Origin of the sequence: Methylobacterium sp. J-076 (genome assembly GCF_022829405.1) — a bacterium.
Classification (GTDB): Bacteria; Pseudomonadota; Alphaproteobacteria; order Rhizobiales; family Beijerinckiaceae; genus Methylobacterium.
The window spans coordinates 105,435-121,336 of the sequence record NZ_JAKSXW010000129.1 but is presented as its reverse complement, the minus strand read 5'-3'; the positions used below and the strand labels follow the sequence as shown (position 1 = coordinate 121,336).

At 66.6% G+C, this 15,902-nt stretch carries 12 protein-coding genes and 2 pseudogenes; 10 read left to right on the top strand and 4 right to left on the bottom strand.

The genetic code is table 11. The features are described 5' to 3' along the window. The 3 genes and pseudogenes from MKK53_RS14005 to MKK53_RS13995 all read left to right on the top strand — a co-directional run. The coding region (locus tag MKK53_RS14005) for a hypothetical protein (RefSeq protein ID WP_243929311.1) at positions 1 to 264 on the top strand (264 nt) is incomplete at its 5' end. Between the two features lie 1,016 nt (positions 265 to 1,280). Further along, positions 1,281 to 2,447 (top strand): serine protease, encoded by a 1,167-nt coding sequence (locus tag MKK53_RS14000; protein ID WP_243929310.1) that lies wholly within the window; start codon positions 1,281 to 1,283, stop codon positions 2,445 to 2,447. Between the two features lie 80 nt (positions 2,448 to 2,527). Then, positions 2,528 to 3,295, top strand: a pseudogene (locus MKK53_RS13995) (IS5 family transposase). Between the two features lie 18 nt (positions 3,296 to 3,313). Here MKK53_RS13995 and MKK53_RS13990 read toward each other — a convergent pair. Together MKK53_RS13990 and MKK53_RS13985 are read right to left on the bottom strand one after the other, a co-directional pair. Next, on the bottom strand, positions 3,314 to 4,660 hold the full coding sequence (locus MKK53_RS13990; RefSeq protein ID WP_243929309.1) for a DUF2254 family protein: 1,347 nt from the start codon (positions 4,658 to 4,660) through the stop codon (positions 3,314 to 3,316). Positions 4,661 to 4,948: 288 nt separating this feature from the next. Continuing rightward, a pseudogene (locus tag MKK53_RS13985) lies at positions 4,949 to 8,104 on the bottom strand (efflux RND transporter permease subunit). A gap of 135 nt (positions 8,105 to 8,239) precedes the next feature. On the opposite strand from MKK53_RS13985, the gene MKK53_RS13980 reads away from it, so the two are divergent. The 3 genes from MKK53_RS13980 (at position 8,240) to MKK53_RS13970 (ending at position 10,585) form a co-directional block, all read left to right on the top strand. Further along, positions 8,240 to 9,448, top strand: a complete 1,209-nt coding sequence (locus tag MKK53_RS13980) for an efflux RND transporter periplasmic adaptor subunit (RefSeq protein WP_243929308.1) — start codon at positions 8,240 to 8,242, stop codon at positions 9,446 to 9,448. Positions 9,449 to 9,521: 73 nt separating this feature from the next. Continuing rightward, the gene (locus MKK53_RS13975; protein ID WP_243929307.1) at positions 9,522 to 9,827 is read left to right on the top strand and encodes a DUF3862 domain-containing protein; all 306 of its coding nucleotides are present in this window, start codon (positions 9,522 to 9,524) and stop codon (positions 9,825 to 9,827) included. A gap of 356 nt (positions 9,828 to 10,183) precedes the next feature. Beyond that, positions 10,184 to 10,585, top strand: a complete 402-nt coding sequence (locus MKK53_RS13970) for a hypothetical protein (RefSeq protein WP_243929306.1) — start codon at positions 10,184 to 10,186, stop codon at positions 10,583 to 10,585. A 576-nt stretch (positions 10,586 to 11,161) separates the two neighbouring features. Here the strand turns inward: MKK53_RS13970 and MKK53_RS13965 are convergent. Next, positions 11,162 to 11,365, bottom strand: coding sequence for a CsbD family protein (locus MKK53_RS13965; protein WP_056171512.1), 204 nt, complete (start codon positions 11,363 to 11,365; stop codon positions 11,162 to 11,164). A gap of 410 nt (positions 11,366 to 11,775) precedes the next feature. Here MKK53_RS13965 and MKK53_RS13960 point away from each other — a divergent pair, with 410 nt between their 5' ends. After that, on the top strand, positions 11,776 to 12,048 hold the full coding sequence (locus MKK53_RS13960; RefSeq protein WP_409564327.1) for a hypothetical protein: 273 nt from the start codon (positions 11,776 to 11,778) through the stop codon (positions 12,046 to 12,048). A gap of 795 nt (positions 12,049 to 12,843) precedes the next feature. Here the strand turns inward: MKK53_RS13960 and MKK53_RS13955 are convergent. Then, positions 12,844 to 13,398 carry a sugar O-acetyltransferase gene (locus MKK53_RS13955; protein ID WP_279599026.1) on the bottom strand — a complete coding sequence of 185 codons (555 nt, stop codon included), beginning with the start codon at positions 13,396 to 13,398 and terminating at the stop codon, positions 12,844 to 12,846. Between the two features lie 832 nt (positions 13,399 to 14,230). Here MKK53_RS13955 and MKK53_RS13950 point away from each other — a divergent pair. The 3 genes from MKK53_RS13950 to MKK53_RS13940 are packed head-to-tail and all read left to right on the top strand — an operon-like array spanning position 14,231 to position 15,900. Next, the gene (locus tag MKK53_RS13950) at positions 14,231 to 15,109 is read left to right on the top strand and encodes an STAS domain-containing protein (protein ID WP_243929305.1); all 879 of its coding nucleotides are present in this window, start codon (positions 14,231 to 14,233) and stop codon (positions 15,107 to 15,109) included. A gap of 4 nt (positions 15,110 to 15,113) precedes the next feature. After that, positions 15,114 to 15,515: an STAS domain-containing protein gene (locus MKK53_RS13945; RefSeq protein ID WP_243929304.1), complete on the top strand. Its 402-nt coding sequence runs from the start codon at positions 15,114 to 15,116 to the stop codon at positions 15,513 to 15,515. After that, a complete protein-coding gene (locus MKK53_RS13940) occupies positions 15,496 to 15,900 on the top strand; it encodes an anti-sigma regulatory factor (RefSeq protein ID WP_243929303.1) in 405 nt (134 codons plus the stop codon). Before MKK53_RS13945 ends, MKK53_RS13940 begins: the two co-directional genes overlap by 20 nt. Positions 15,901 to 15,902 lie beyond the last annotated feature (2 nt).

Genomic DNA, 15,902 nt, shown 5'->3' with positions numbered 1-15,902 from the left:
GTGGGAAGCGGGCATGTAATTGGACCAGGGCCTTCAACCCTACAAAATGGCCGGGGCGACCAACGTGTTGATAGCAAATATTCTTGCAGGTTGCGCGCTCCTAATTTGGTCTGGGCTTTGTTGTATTGGCTACGCCCTGGTTTCCAATCTCTCATCGCGGCAAATTTCGGGCTACCCGAGCATAGATCAAATAAATTATCTAATCATTTTCCCGGCGATTTGCGCGGCTATAATTCTTACGGCTTGCATCATCGTGAATATTAGGGGGAAACAGTCTGCGCTGTTGAGCCTGCTGTCAGGGGCGGGTATCGGAGGCAGCCTCGTTTATTTCTTCACACTTGGTGGCGGAGTATAGGTCGGCAACGGCTGCTACGCGTCGCGAGCGGGCGCGTAGTCGATGTCCGCTTCCATCGATCACTGCCCGAAAGCAGCCCGGCTGAAAGCGACCCATCTGAGACGCTCGACGGACCATCGACGCCGGTTGGATCTGGCCGAAAGCGGCTCGTCCGCCTTGGGTTAAAATTCACTCGAAAAGCGGTCGGACCTCGATCGAGGCGATGCGATCACGACAACGATTGTTCTTCAGCAATTGACGCATTCGTTTATCGATAAATCGCCTATTGCCTGTCATGGACTGATAATCGCCGAATCAAATAAATAGATATTACGGTAAAAAATTGCGAAGCTTTACAGGCGGGACTCGCCTGGATGATGCCGGTGCTGTTATCAACCATATCAAGCGGCAATCGCTCATATAATTCGAAAAGTGTAATAATCGGCATTCTTGCCCATTCCCTGCTTAGTTGCCGGAGCTTAGCATTAGTTCGGCGTCGGGGCCGCTTGCTTCCGGCCAGGAGGGGTTCAGTGATGTTCGGCCGGTTCATAACGTCCGCCTGCGCCGTGGGGGCAATGGCACTTGTCACTCTGATGCCCTCACCGTCCCATGCACAAAGCGCCGGTGCGATGCTCGGCGGACTCGCTGGAGGGGTTTTGGGCGGCATGATCGCCGGCTCTATGGCGGCGCAGGCGGCTCGTCATCGCCCAGTCGTCGTCTACGCGAGGCCGCGCCGGGAAGCCCGCCGGGTGCCGAGACGGGCTGTGGTGAGAGCGGAGCGGCGGCCCATGCAACCGGCGGCTGGCCCAACGGGGGCTCAAATCGTCAACGCCTCGGCCGATCCCTTCGCGAACACGCGCGGCAACACCACGACAACGGTCAACCGGACGCGCTGACTGTTCTTCCATTCGACGCAAGCTGAGCGCCTCGCATGTCCCGAACGAAGATGTCCCTCGTCGTGTCGGGCTGCATCAGCCTGATAGGCCAGCCTGTCCTGGCATCCCCCGCGCCGCCTCAGCTGACGGTGGACAGGACGTTCGGCAAAGTCGCGGGGTGGTCGATCGGTTACAGCGAAAGCCTTGGCGGCTGTCTCGCGGCGGCAAGCTACGGGGATGGGACGACGCTGTGGTTCGGCTTCAACGGCAATCGCAGCTCGTCTTACCTCGCCTTCACGAACGCCAAGTGGCAATCCCTCGAGGCCGGCGGTCAATACGATCTCCGCATGATCGCCGGCCGCCAGAAGTGGCACGGGACCTTTACGGGTTTCGAGCGCGGCGACGCGCATGGGCTGTACCAGTCGGGGTTGAAAGAGCGCTTCGTGGCGGATCTTTCCGAAGCGGGCACCATCAAGGTCATCTTTCAAGGCAGGCAGATTGCCGAACTGTCCCTGGTGGGATCCACCGAGGCGTTTGAAGCCGTCATCGGCTGTCAGAAGGATGTGACGACGGCTGCCGCTAAATCGGAGCCGAACCTGGACAAGGCACGGAAGCTCGATCCCGGCGTGACCAGCATGGGGACCGGATTCTACGTCTCCGAGCGCGGTCATCTGCTCACGAACAACCATGTGGTGGATGAATGCACGGAAATCTCCGTGCGGCAGCCCGGCCATTCGGCGATGCATGCGCGGCTCGTGGCCCGTGATGCCGCCAACGATCTCGCCGTGCTCACGACGGATGTTCCGCAAAAGGTGGTGCCGCCGCTCTCGATCCGTGCCCGGCTCGGCGAGAGCGTCTTCATCTACGGTTATCCGCAGAGCAGCGTCTTGGCCTCGACCGGAAACTTCACGATCGGCAGTGTCACGGCGACGGCCGGCTCGGGCGACGACACCCGCAAGATCCAGATCTCGGCGCCGGTCCAGCAGGGCAACAGTGGAGGTCCTGCCCTCGATCAGTTCGGGAATGTGATCGGCATCGTGCAATCCAAGCAGGTCGCCTTCGCGTCAGGGGATGTGCCGCAAAACGTGAACTTCGCCATCAAGTCGACGATCGCTCTCAACTTTCTGGAAGCGAACGGGATCGAGGCACCCATCGACGTCCGGATGGTCGATCCCCTGGATGGTGCGGCCATCGCCGAAAAGGCCCGCGAATTTACGGTGCAGATCGCCTGCCATTAAATCCCAGGTGATCGCTTGCGAAAGTTTTGTGACTTTGGGGAGCCGATGTCACGCGCACCGATGCTCCGGTAAAGAGCGCGATCTTCGCCGGCGTGGCGGATGCCCTGACCGACGCGCAATGGGTTCGCCTTGCCCCGCTGATTCCGAGCGGCTGCACGGGCAGGCGTGGTTCGCGCACGAACAACCGTCTGTTTCTCGACGCTTGATCTCGATGACCCGCTCGGGCGGACGCTGGAAGGACCTACCCGAACGCTTCGGCAAGGCCAGCACGGTCAAGCGCCGCTACGACGACTGGATGGCCCGCGGCGTGCTGGCCGAGATCCGGCCGCTCATGGCCGAGGAGGCCGACCTGGAATGGATCTGCGTGGACGCCACCATCGTGCGCGCCCATCAGCAGGCGGCGGGCGCAGCCTGGGAAAAGCGGGCCTGATGCCCAGGGCCTGGGTTGCTCCCGGGGCGGATCGAGCACCACGATCCATCTGGCCTGCGATGCGCTGGGCAATCCCGTTCGGGTGCTGGCCGGACCCGGCCAGCAAGGCGAGGTGGTCCGGGCCGCCGCCCTGATCGAAGGCCTGGGCGGCGACGTCGTCATCGCCGACCGCGCCTACGACGCCGCGCACTTTCACGACACGATCCGCGATCTGCCGGCACGGCCCGTGATCCCGCCGCGTCCCAACCGGCGCCGCCCCCATGCCTAGGATCGACATCTCTCCACAGAGCGCAATCTGGTCGAGCGGTGCTTTGCCAAGCTCAAACAGTTCCGTCGCGTTGCGACCCGCTACGACAAACTGCTCCTCACCTTCCTCGGATTTGTCACCCTTGCCGCCATCGTCGGATGGCTGGAATAGTCGAATCCTCACCACACCTTAGGCCGGAGGAGGCACGCGCGTCCCGCGGGAGTTCAGCACCCCGATACTCTCTGCCAGCTGGCCGGTCGCCGCTTCGATTTCATCGGCAGCGCGCGCTTCACCCCTGCTTTCCAGGGCACATCGACATCCGCGCAATTCCTGCTCCAGATCGCGGGTCAGCACGTGGTCCCCGAGGGAGGGCAGCAGCCGCCGGACGGTATCCGTAAGGGCTGGCAGCCGCTCGGCCGGGACGTCGTCGATCAGGGTCGCCAGGGTCCGCCAGACCTCGGCAGCGAGGGTGTTCTGCATGCTCTCCGATGCGACGACACCGATGGCAGCGATCGCGAGGATGGCATCGTCCACCGCCCTATCCGCGTAGACGACCCGCGCCGACGGGCGTTCCGGGATCGGGTCGGCGCGGCTCCAGCGGGCAATGATGTCGCGCAAGCAGTGGCAAACGAGGATCGCAGGCTGCGGGTTCTGCTTCGAGGTCGAGGCGGTGGTCCAGGCGATCGAGTAGAGTTGCTCGATGCCGAAGCCGGCGTCGCTGTTGATGGTCCGCCGAGGCTCGATCGTGATGCAGGCGCTGATCGCGTCTGCGAGACCGGTCTGCCCGTCGGACGGCAATGGGCCGGCCGCGTGCAGACGGTAGAGTGGATCCCGGAAGCCTACGTTGGTCCCGACCCGTGCGATGATCTCGACGTCGATGTCGTGACCCGCGGTCGCCCGCTCGATGGCAGACACATCGACACCGCAGACCACGCCATACGCGTCGGTGCGGACGGTGTTGGACCATGACAGGTTCGCGCGGGGCACCCGGCGCGTGCCCTCGATCATGGCGCGATCGGCCGCGCGAGCCTTGACCGTATGATCATGGATTGCGGTGATGACCGAGTGCGGCCGCATCTGATCGATCGTGCTGTAGATCAAGATCACAACCATACACAGCGCGGCCCCGGTCATGATGAGCGACAGGAGCGCGCCGATGATCGGTTTGTGTTCCGGACTGGCGCTGCCCAGCGTCAGGAGCACGAACACGCTGAGGCCGACGAAGAAGCCGAAACTGAACTTGTTCGAGCTGCGCTGAATGAATTGATCGTAGACGTGGGTCGACAGGGTCGAGGCCGTCTGCTGTACGGCAATGAGCAGGAGCGAGAAGGTGATCGATGTCACCGTGATCATGCCGGATGCGACCGTGCTCAAAAGGCTTGCGATCGCCGTGGTGTCGCCGAGCATGTGGGCGAGCCATGGGAGCGGCGCGGGCCCTGGCCGATCCCAGAGGGCATCGTCGAGGAGGTAGGTCAGCGCGAAAAGGCCGAGAAAGGCGGCCACGACGATGAGGGGGAGGCCGATGAACTCCCTCATTGACCGCCTGACGACGGCCAAAACGCCGTCCAGGGTATGGCCTGCGATCCTCATCGGGCGATAACGGACAGGGTCAGGCCTCCGCTCATCACGCTTCCATCTCACTCGATCCTACCGGATGCCCGCGGCGGCTGATCACCTCCGCCTCCGCCGGTCGGTTTATCTCGGCGCGCGCGTATTCTGAAAAACATGGACCGTGAGGCTCGACGCGCTCCCATCCCCACCCCTGCCCCTCCCCACGAGGGGGAGGGGGCCCGCACGGAACGATGGGAACACCCGATCCGGGGTTTATGAAAGACGCTCCTGCTGAGGGGCTGTGGTGTCGTGCGCCTCGGAGACGCCGGACTTACCCAGCAGCCGCTCGAACGCGACGTAGAAGGTCGGTGTCACGAACAGGGTGATGAAGGTCGCCACCAGCAGGCCGCCGATCACCACCGTGCCCATCGAGACCCGGGCGTTGGCGCCGGCGCCGCTGGCGATGGCGAGCGGGACCGAGCCCATGATGAACGCGAACGACGTCATGAGGATCGGGCGCATGCGGAGCCGGGCTGCGTCCTGCGCGGCCTTCAGCACGTCCTCACCCTGCTTGCGCAGATCCTCGGCGAACGCCACGAGCAGGATCGAGTTCTTGGCCGCCAACCCGACGAGGAGCAGCAGCCCGACCTGCCCGAAGATGTCGAGGGCGAGCCCCCGGATGGCCAGGAAGCCCACCGCGCCGAAGATGGCGATCGGCGTTCCGAGCAGGATCACGAACGGCAGGCGCAGCGATTCGTACTGCCCCGCCAGGAGCAGGAAGATCATCAGCGTGCCGAGGCCGAAGATCAGCGGCGCGTAGCCCCCCGCGATCTTCTCCTGGTAGGCGACGTCGGTCCATTCGACCGCGTAGGTGGAGGGCAGCTTGGCATCGGCCAGGGCCTCGATCGCCGCGATGGCGGTGCCCGAACTGGCGTTGGCCGCCGTGTCCACCGCGATCTCGATGGTCGGGTAGGTGTTGTAGGAGAGGACCGCCGTCGGGCCGGTGACGAAGTGCGTCTGGATCAGTGAGCCGACTCGGACGGGCTCGCCGCGGTTGTTCAACACGGTCAGGGCCTCGACATCCTCGATGGTCCGGCGGCCCGAGGCCTCGCTCTGGACATAGACCCGGTAGACGTAGCCGAAGCGGTTGAAGAGGTTGACGAAACTCGAGCCGACATAGGTCCCGAGGGCGTCGAACAGGTTCTGGAGCGGCACGCCGAGCTGTTCGGCCTTGGCCCGGTCGATCTCGAGCCGCATCTGTGGGACACCGTAGCTGGTCGTCGGGATCGCGCGGCCGACGGACGGCAGCGTCTCCATCTCGGTGATGAAGCGCTGGGCAGCTTCGGCGAGCTTGAGGCCGCCGGCCCCGCTCCGGTCCTGGAGTTCCAGGGTGAGGCCGCTGCGCGACCCGAGCCCGGGTAGCGGCGAGGGGTTCACCACCCGGATCTGGCCATCGGGGTCGTGCTTGAAGCGCGTCTGCACCGTGGCGATGACGTCGTTCACGCTCTGGTCGCGCTCACCCCAGGGCTTCAGCGTCGGGATCTGGAAGCCGTAGAACGGCGCGATCGCGTCGGCGAGGATGCTGCGGCCGGTCACCCCGATCGTGTGCTCCACGCTCGGAATCTCGCGCAGGGCCGCGCCGACCCGGTCGACCATCCTGTCGGTGCGCGCCACCGAGGCGCCTTTGGGCAGAACCACGTCGGCGAAGAAGTAGCCCTGGTCCTCGTCCGGCACGAAACCGGAGGGGCGTTGCACGGTCATCCACACGGTGACGGCGGCGAAGAGCACGAAGACGATCGCCACGAGGGCGATGTGGCCGGTGAGCCAGCCGATCGCGGCCACGAGGCGGCGGCTCGCCCCCTCCAGCCCGGCGTTGAACCAGCGCAGGGGCGCGCGCCAGCGGCTCTCGTCCTTCACGTCCGGCTCGCGATGCTTGAGGATCAGCGCGCACAGGGCCGGGGTCAACGTCAGCGACACCACCGCCGAGATCATCACCGAGATGGCGATGGTGAGGGCGAACTGGTTGTACAGCTTGCCGGTGAGGCCGGGGATGAAGGCCACCGGGACGAACAGTGCCGCCAGGACGAGGGTGGTGGCGATGACGGGGCCGGCGACCTCGGTCACGGCCTCGCGCGAGGCTTCGCGCGGCTCCATCCCTTCGTCCATCAGGCGTTCCGTGTTCTCGACCACGATGATCGCGTCATCGACCACGAGGCCCACGGCCAGCACCATGCCGAGCAGGCTCAAGGTGTTGAACGAGAAGCCGAGCAGGGCCATCGGCCCGAAGGTGCCCACCAGGGCCACCGGCACCGCGATGGCGGGGATGAGGGTCGCCCGCCAATTCTGGAGGAAGAGGTAGGTGACGATCACCACGAGGATGAGCGCCTCGAACAGCGTGCGCACGACCTCGAAGATCGCCTCCTTCACGAACTCGGTGCGGTCGAGGGCGATCTTGTATTTCAGGCCCGGTGGGAAGCGCTTGGCGAGGTCCGCCATCGTGGCCCGGGCGCCGTCCATCACCTGGACCGCGTTGGCATCCGGGTTCTGGTAGAGGCCGAGCGTGGCGGAGGGCGCCCCGTCGAAGCTGGAGCGGACGCCGTACTGCTCGGAGCCGAGCTCGACCCTTGCGACGTCGCGGATGCGGACCACGGAGCCGTCCGGGTTCGCGCGCAGGAGAATGTTGCCGAACTCCTCCGGCCGGCGAAGGCGCCCCTGGGTGACGAGCTGCAGCTCGAAGGCGGTCGCCTGATCGACCGGCGGCTTGCCGAGCGTGCCGGTCGTGATCTGGGCATTCTGCTGGGTGATGGCGGTCGTGACCGCGCCGGGGCTGATGGCCAGCGCCTCCATCTTCCGCGGATCCAGCCAGATCCGCATGGCGTAGCGCTTGTTGGAGAAGTTGACGATGCGCCCCATGCCCTGCACCCGGCGCAGGGGCTTGATCACCTGCGTCTCGGCCCAGTTGGCCAGGAAGAGCTCGTCGTAGGGCGTTCCGTCGTCCGCGTAGAGGACGATGTTGCCGAGCCGTTGGCGCGAACTCTTCGTGATCTCCAGACCCTGCGCGTTGACCGAGGGGGGAAGCTTGGCCTCTGCCCGGTTGGCACGAGTCAGCACCTCCGCGGCCGCCGCGTCGAGGTCCGAGCCCACCTCGAAGGTCGCGTCCATGCTGACGCTGCCGTCGGTGTTGCTGGTGGAGTTGATGTAGAGCAGGTTCTACGCGCCGTTGATCTCCTGCTCCAGCGGGATCGCGATGGCCTCGTAGGCCTGCTGCGCGCTGGCCCCCGGATAGGTCGCCTGGATGTTGATGATCGGCGGGGCGATCTCGGGGAACTGGGCGATCGGCAAGGTCAGGCCGGCCACGGCGCCGATGAGCGTGATCAGCACGGAGATGACGCCGGCCAGCACCGGCCGATCGACGAAGCGGGCGAACATGCGAAAGTGGGGCTTCCGGTCGTGGGCCGGCCTCGTGGCGGCGGCGTTGCAACGTCTGGCCCGCAGGCGTGTTCCTCTGCCGCCGGACCGTCGCGATCGCATGGGCCGGCACCGTCGGTCTCGGGAGCGTCAGCGGTGCGGACAGCAGTCAAGGTGGGTGTGGGGGCGGGGCTGATCGTGCTCGCGGGCGCGGGGGGCTGGTACGCGGCCGGCCGCCCTTCGCTGGAACACATCGCCGCCGCGCTGCCGTTCCTGGGCGAAAAGCCGGCAAAGGACCTGGATGAGCCGCCGCTGCAGGTCCGGGTCGTCACCGTCCGCACGGTCAAGGTCCCGATCGCCTTCACGTATACCGGGACAATCATCTCGCAGCAGGATGCCACCCTGCAGGCGCGCGTGACCGGCAACGTCACGGAGCGCCCGTTCGAGCCGGGGGGGCACGTCAAGAAGGGGCAGGTGCTCTTCCGCATCGATCCGCGGCCCTTCGAGGTGGCGCTGCAGACCGCCAAATCGCAGCAGGCCCAGGCCGAGGCGCAACTGACCTTCGCGCAGGCAGAGGTGGACCGCACCGAGTCGCTCGCCGACAAGGGCTACGCCACCGAACAGCGGTTTCAGCAGCTCCAGGCCAACCGAACCTCGGCCGTGGCGCAGGTTCAGGGGGCGGAGGCCGCCATCGCCCGGCAGAACCTCAATCTCGACTACGCGGTGGTGAACGCCCCCTTCGACGGGCGCGCCAGCCTGTCGACCATCAACCCCGGCGATCTCGTCATCGAGAACCAGACCCATTTGGTCTCCGTCGTCCAGCTCGATCCCATCGACATCCAGATGGCGTTGTCCTCCGAGGATTCCGAAGCGGTCCGGACGGCGATGAAGACCGGGGGCGTCACCGTGTCGGTGCTCGGCGAGGACGGGACGCCGGTGCGCGAGGCCAAGATCTACCAGCTCGACAACCGGTTCGATCCCCGCACGGCCCGGCGCCTCGTCCGGGCCCTGATGCCGAACGACGACGAGCGCTTCCTGCCCGGCCAGTTCGTCCGCGCCAGCATCCGGACGGGCACGCAGGAGAAGCTCCTGGTGCCGACCGCCGCCCTCGACTCGCAGCTCGCCCAGCAGATCGTCTACGCGGTCGATGCGACCGGCAAGGTTCGCCAGAAGCCCGTCACGACGGGAGACACCTACGGCGACAATACCGCGATCCTCGATGGGCTCTCGGCCGGGGACCAAGTGGTCGTGGACCACCTTCAGGAGATGCGGGAGAATCTGAAGGTCACCACCCAGCCGGCGGGGGACGTGAAGGTCGATGGCAAGACGGGGGCGGACGCACCGGCATCGGGCGGGCCCGGCTGAGCGCGCTTCACAGAGCGATCCGTCGCCCCCCCTGCGACGCGTCTAGATCCTGTCGTCACCGGACCGATCCTCCATGTCGAAGCTTCGCCTTGCCGTCGCCGCCGCCGCCCTCCTCGCCTTCGGCGGACCGTCACTCGCCGCACACCACGCGGAGTGCCGCGTCACCCGACAGGACTACGCCGCGTTGAAGCACGGGATGAGCTATCATCACGCTGTCGAACGTCTCGGTTGCCCGGGCCGCCGGGTGACCCACATGACCATCGGCACGGTTCGGCGAGCGACGTATTCCTGGCGCGGCACGGGTCGCACCGGCGCGAATCTCGTCCTGACGTTTCGCAACGGGCGGCTCATCAGCAAGTCGCAGCTCGGACTGCACTGAAACGGCGAGCTCTCGCCCTGTATCCGGTGGTGATCGACGGGGTGGCACGCCGCCTGCGGCCAGGTCACAGGAAGGCTTCATGTCCGCTTGGCCGTTCGCGCGGCCTTGATGCGAACCGACGGCTTTCGGCCACGAGCTGCCGGAGCCCGCCCGTCGTAAGGCCTGGCAACGGGGCAGACCTCAGCTGGGCTGGGCAGACCGCGTCATCGAACGGGTTCGTGCCCGCGATAGGCGACGACGCTCACAATGGCGGTCCCGGCCACCGACCTGTGACGTGTTGTACCATGGCCGAATCCGGAACGGTCGAGCGGGCGAGGGTGTTTTCGGCCCACGTCCCGCACGACAGGAGTTCTCGAATGCGCAAGCTCGCACTTGCCTCAACGGCGTTGCTCGGACTTGGCCTGCTGGCATCGGCACCCGCCGAGGCTCACGGCTGGGGTGGTGGCTACGGCCATGGTGGCTATGGCTACGGCGGCGGTTACCGCGGCGTCGGCTTCAGAGGCGGATACCGTGGCTACGGCGGCGGCTACGGTCGCGGTTACGGCTATCGCCGCGGCATCGGCCCAGGGGCTGCCATCGGCCTCGGCATCGCCGGTCTCGCAGCCGGCGCCATCGTCGCGAACAGCTACGGCGGCTACGGCGGCTACGGTGGTTATGGGTACGGACGTCCGGTCGGGTACTACGGCGGATACGGCTACGCGCCCGCTTACGGCTACGCGCCTGCTTATGGCTATCCGGCCTACGGCTACGGATACTGATCCAGACGACCCGCCGTCACGCCGTTCGGCGTGACGGCCCCAGGCTGGACTGCGTTTTGGCGTCGAGAAGGCTAGCCCGCTGAGGGGTGCCGATTCGACAGATCAGCCGTCCGAACCACAAGCATGACCGGATCCGCGGCCGAGCCGACCGGATCCGCGGAACACCCCGCGCGACAGGCGGATCCCGGGCACGGTCGGCGGCGTTTCCGGCCCTATCGCCGCAACAGCCGGGACCGGCTAGGCCGAATCCGTTGCAGGCGGGACAGCGCCCCCTCGCGGGCTGACGTCCCGGGGCAGTCCGAGACTGAGCCGATTGCCGCCGTCGAAGCGTCGATGGGGGGCGAGCCATCTGCCTCGGCGAACCTATCCCCAGAGGATAACGGCTCTCACGCGAGGGCGGCCCTTCACGTCCGACCGTCCTCACGGCCAGGGGCGACCAACCCTTCCACGATGGTGTCCGGCAGGCTCGCCCGTCGATGGTCCGGCAGGGGGGCCGAACAGCCCCGCGTCCCCGTGCGACGCATGGAGCCCGGCACGGCCGGTGGCGGGGCGGCCCAGCCGCCCCGCGGAGATGGATCAGGCCTTGCCGGTGACCTTGTCGGCGACATGCTTGGCGCCGTCCTTGACGTCCCCGGTCGTCTTCTGGGCGTCGCCCTTGAGTTCCTGGGCCTTGCCCTCGGCCTTGAGCTTGTCGTTGTCGGTGGCGTTGCCGATGCCCTGCTTCACGTTGCCGACGGCCTCGTTGGCAAGGCCCTTGATCTTGTCGGTGGTGCTGCTCATGGCGGTTCTCCTTCGCGACCAGGCCGGCCACGGGAACCAGGAACGGGTTCGGCCGAACCTCGTTCCCCGCGTCCGGTAACAGTCCCGGCACCTGCGCCTCGCCGAGGACGGTGCCGGACGACAAGCCGGCAGTACGCGACGGCCGCCGTGCCGGCCTCAGGGGCCGATCCCGTACCGCAGGGGAAGGAGAAGGCCAGGATCTTCGGATCGTGCCCCTCCCATGAATGCCATTCAGGAAGCATTCATGTCCTCGATGAGGCCGGTCAAGGCAGTATGCCATGATGGCATGTCGGGTCAGCCGCCCTTTCAAGACCATGCCGACACTAATTATTTGCGCAGACGCATCTTAAACCGGCAACGCGAACACATATTTCACCGTCGCGGCGCCGATGCCGTGAAGGAGAATTACCATGATGAAGCGTGTCGCCGTGGCCGCTATGGCGGCGAGTGCCCTTCTGGCCGCCGGTCAGGCAGCCGAGGCGAAGGGCTGCATCAAGGGCGCCATCGTCGGAGGCATCGCCGGCCACTATGCCGGGCATGGCGTCCTCGGCGCCGTCGGCGGGTGCGCCGCCGGCCGTGCCCTGGCCAACCGGCAGGCGGGGCGCCGGGAGGCCACCCCGTCCGCAGGCGCCAACCCTGCCGGGCGCCCAGCCCAAGGCGCCGGCGGCTACGTCGCCTACTGATGCGAGGCCGGCGCCGCGGCACACCCGCGGCGCCGACGGATGCGTCTGCTGCCCGACCACGCGGCCTGCACGCGGCAGGTCATGGCCTCCGCGTCAGCTCAACGACCAGACCTGCGTCACGCGTGTCGGCTTCGGGCTCAGAACACCGAGCAGTCATCACGGACGTGAGGCGGCTATATGTTTTCCCGCGCGGATTGCTCGGAGCACGCCTTCGCCACCTCCGAGATTGGCAGATTCGAATGGCCCGTGGCGTGTGAGGTGTCGTCGAGGCAAGAACGCACGCGCTCTCGGGAGGCATCTCCGCCGCTCCCCGCGTCCAGCTTGCGCAGGAGATTGTCTTTTTCGGTGGGCGATGCTCCCGCCCAGGCTTGCATCGTGTCCCCCGAGTCCAACGCGAGAACGGGCGTTGCCATGACGGTGAGAGCGAATGCACCGACGGAAAGAATGCGCATGGTCAGAGCCTCGAACGACAGGGATCCGCAGTGGCTCGCGGCGTTCGGTCGGGGAGGGGTCGCGTTGGAAGATCGGCACCAACGGATTTCCGGTCCGAGAGCGTGGGGACACGGGGGTTGAACTAGGTCCTGAAGCGCCTTCGCGGATCACCGGCCCCTTGGGGCAAAATCGCACGGTTCCCCGTCACCGCCGTGAAATGCATCGCTCGCGCACCGGACGTGGAGCCCTCCAGAGTCCCATCGCAGGCAGCGACCTCCCGCTGTTCAAGACCGGCGATGGCTTCATCGAAGCTGTCCGACGGCGGGTTCGCACGCAGAACGTTCGGAGGAGATCGATTCGCCCTTACGGCGTGCCGCGCGGCCGGGCCGGGTTTCCCACCACGGTGGCGCCGGCGGGCACATCGCGGGTCACGACTGCCCCCGCACCGATGATGGCATCGTCCCCCACCGTGATCCCCGGCAGGATCAGTGCGCCGCCTCCAATCCAGACGTTTGCCCCGACGGTGATCGGCCGTCCGCTTTCGACCCCCGCGCGCCGAAGCGCGGGATCACGCGGATGGTCGGCGGTGAGGAATTGCACGCCCGGTCCGACCTGCGTCAGCGCGCCGATCGCGACGGGAGCGACATCGAGGATCACGCAGTTGAAATTCAAGAACGCTCCGTCGCCGATGGAGATGTGCTGACCATAGTCGCAATGGAAGGGCGGGCGCACCACCGCGCCCTCGCCGACGGAAGCGAAGAGTTCGCGCAACAATACGCGCCGCTCGGCAGGGGATGCCCCAAGGGTCGCGTTGTAGCGAACCATCCACTCCCGCGCACGCTGAGCGTCCCTCGCCAGTTCCGGGTCGCCCGGCCGGTAGGCGTCCCCCGCAAGCATCTTTTGCTTCTCGGTTCTCATGATCGTCCAATCTCCGCGCTGGGTACGATGCCGACCCACCCTCGGCCGTCGGCATGGACGCGTCAGGATGGCCGCTTTCGGGAAACCCCCTCGGTATGCGTCGGCGCTGGGCCGCCGGAAAAGCGGACGGTCCCCCGCCGACCCATGCCTCCCGCGCGGACCGCTCCCGTCGTGTGGCGGGAGAGCCCCTTCGTCGGCCGTCCGGCAACGTTGCGCAAACGCGCGCATGGCGACTTCGCTCCGGCTGTCTCCGGGGTGTCGATTGAGCCTCACCGCTGCCGGCGCGTTCACCCCCGGTCCTCGCCCGAACGGGAGCCCCGATGTCGCGCCTCTCCGCGCGCACGGCTCGCCTGATCGTCCACGGGGATCAGCCCCACAGGGCCGAACCGCCCCTCGGCCGACTGCGCGCCTCCGACCGGACCTCGACCTGGAAACCTGGCGCCTCACCATCGAGGGCGGATCCGGTGTCAATGCAGGCGCGCTCCCGCCAGAGCAACCGCATTGTCTTGGATGTTTGCCGCGGCTCTAGGGGCCTAACCTAACTTATGTTGTCGTTTTTGTCGCATTCGTTGCTGGAATTTGGAAGAAAACCGGATAATAAGGCAGCCTGCATTCTTCATGTAAGTTATCTTGGGCTGCGACATCCTCGTTTGCCAACGCAAAAGTGACGGCCTTGGCAAGGCCGTGTTCTTTGTTGCCGATGTCAACGAGATACAGTGGAACGCCGAATGCGCGGAGTCACTTGCCGTGATCTTCCCCTTCGTCGCGAGGCCGCCTATCGAGAGGCTCTGGATCGGGATGGGGGCTGCACCATCGTGATGGGGGAGATTTGATGAGCATGGACGGCGTCAAGGTCCTGAAAAGGACGCTTGCGGAAGACGAGGCCGCCATCCTCGAAGCCTGGAACGTCTCGCTGCGGGACAGCACCGCCCTGCAGAGCGGACGGATCCGCGAGGCCGAACTCCGGACCCAGGCCAAGGCCGTGTTCGGCCAGCTCCGGGACGGACTTTCGTCCGGCGGCGTCGATGCGGACGCGGAAAGCTATGCCCCGCTGCGCGAGAGCCTCGCCGACATCTCGCGCTCGCGGGCCATCCAGGGGTTCACGCCGACCGACACCGCCAACTTCGTCTTCTCGCTCAAGGAGCCGATCTTCGAGGCGCTGCGGCGCAAGTCGGCCGCGGACGCCTCGGCGCTGGCGGCAGGCGTATGGGCCGCAGGGAAGGTGCTGGATCGGCTCGGCCTGCACACCATGGAGGTGTTCCTGTCCAGCCGCGAGGAGGTCATCGGGCGCCAGGGGCAGGAGATCGCCGAACTCTCCACGCCGGTGGTCCGGCTCTGGGACGGCATCCTCGCGCTGCCGCTCATCGGCACCCTCGACAGCGCGCGGACCGGCGTCGTGATGGAGAACCTGCTCCAGGCCATCGTCGATGAGGAGGCCGAGATCGCCATCATCGACATCACCGGCGTGCCGACCGTCGACACCCTGGTGGCCCAGCATCTCCTCAAGACCGTCGCGGCGGCCCGGCTGATGGGCGCCGACTGCATCGTCTCCGGCATCCGGCCGCAGATCGCGCAGACCATGGTTCATCTCGGCGTCGAGCTGAACGTCGTCTCCAAGGCGACCCTGGCCGACGCCTTCGCCCTCGCCCTGAAGCGGACCGGCCGCAAAGTGGTGCGCCAGCAGGCGACGGTTGCCGAGGAGCGCCGCTGAGGACATGGACCGCATCCCGATCCTCAAGCTCGGCGGCGTCCTGATCGTCACCATCCAGGTCGACATGCACGACCGCCTCGCGCTGGCCCTGGAGGAAGACCTGACGGCGATGATCGCGCGCACCGGCGCGCGCGGCGTGCTCATCGAGATCTCCGCGCTCGACATCGTCGACTCCTTCATCGGGCGCATGCTGGTGAGCATCGCCGCCGTCTCCCGCGTCCTCGACGCCGAAACGGTCCTGGCCGGCATGCGGCCGGCGGTCGCCATCACGCTGGTCGAGCTCGGCCTGGAGCTCACCGGCATCAGGACGGCCCTCAATGTCGAGCGCGGCATGGCCCTGTTGAAGGCGCGCTTGGCCGAGGACGGCGAGGGGTATCGGAGCGACCGTGACGGTCTCGAGGACTGAGACCGTCCCCATCCGCTCCGGCGACGACGTCGTCCGCGTGAGGCAGCGGGTGCGTGCCCTCGCCATCGGCATCGGCCTCGGGCTCGTCGATCAGACGAAGATCGTCACCGCCGCGAGCGAGCTCGCGCGCAACACCCTCGATTACGGTGGGGGCGGTGAGGTCCGCGCGGAGATCGTCCAGGCCGGGACGCGCAAGGGCCTGCGCCTGACCTTCGAGGACCACGGCCCGGGCATCGGGGACATCGAGCAGGCGATGACGGACCACTACACCTCCGGCAAGGGCCTCGGCCTCGGCCTGGGCGGCGCCAAGCGCCTCTCGAACGAGTTCCACATCGAGTCGACGCCCGGCGTCGGCACACGCGTCATGATCGCCCGGTGGAAATGAAC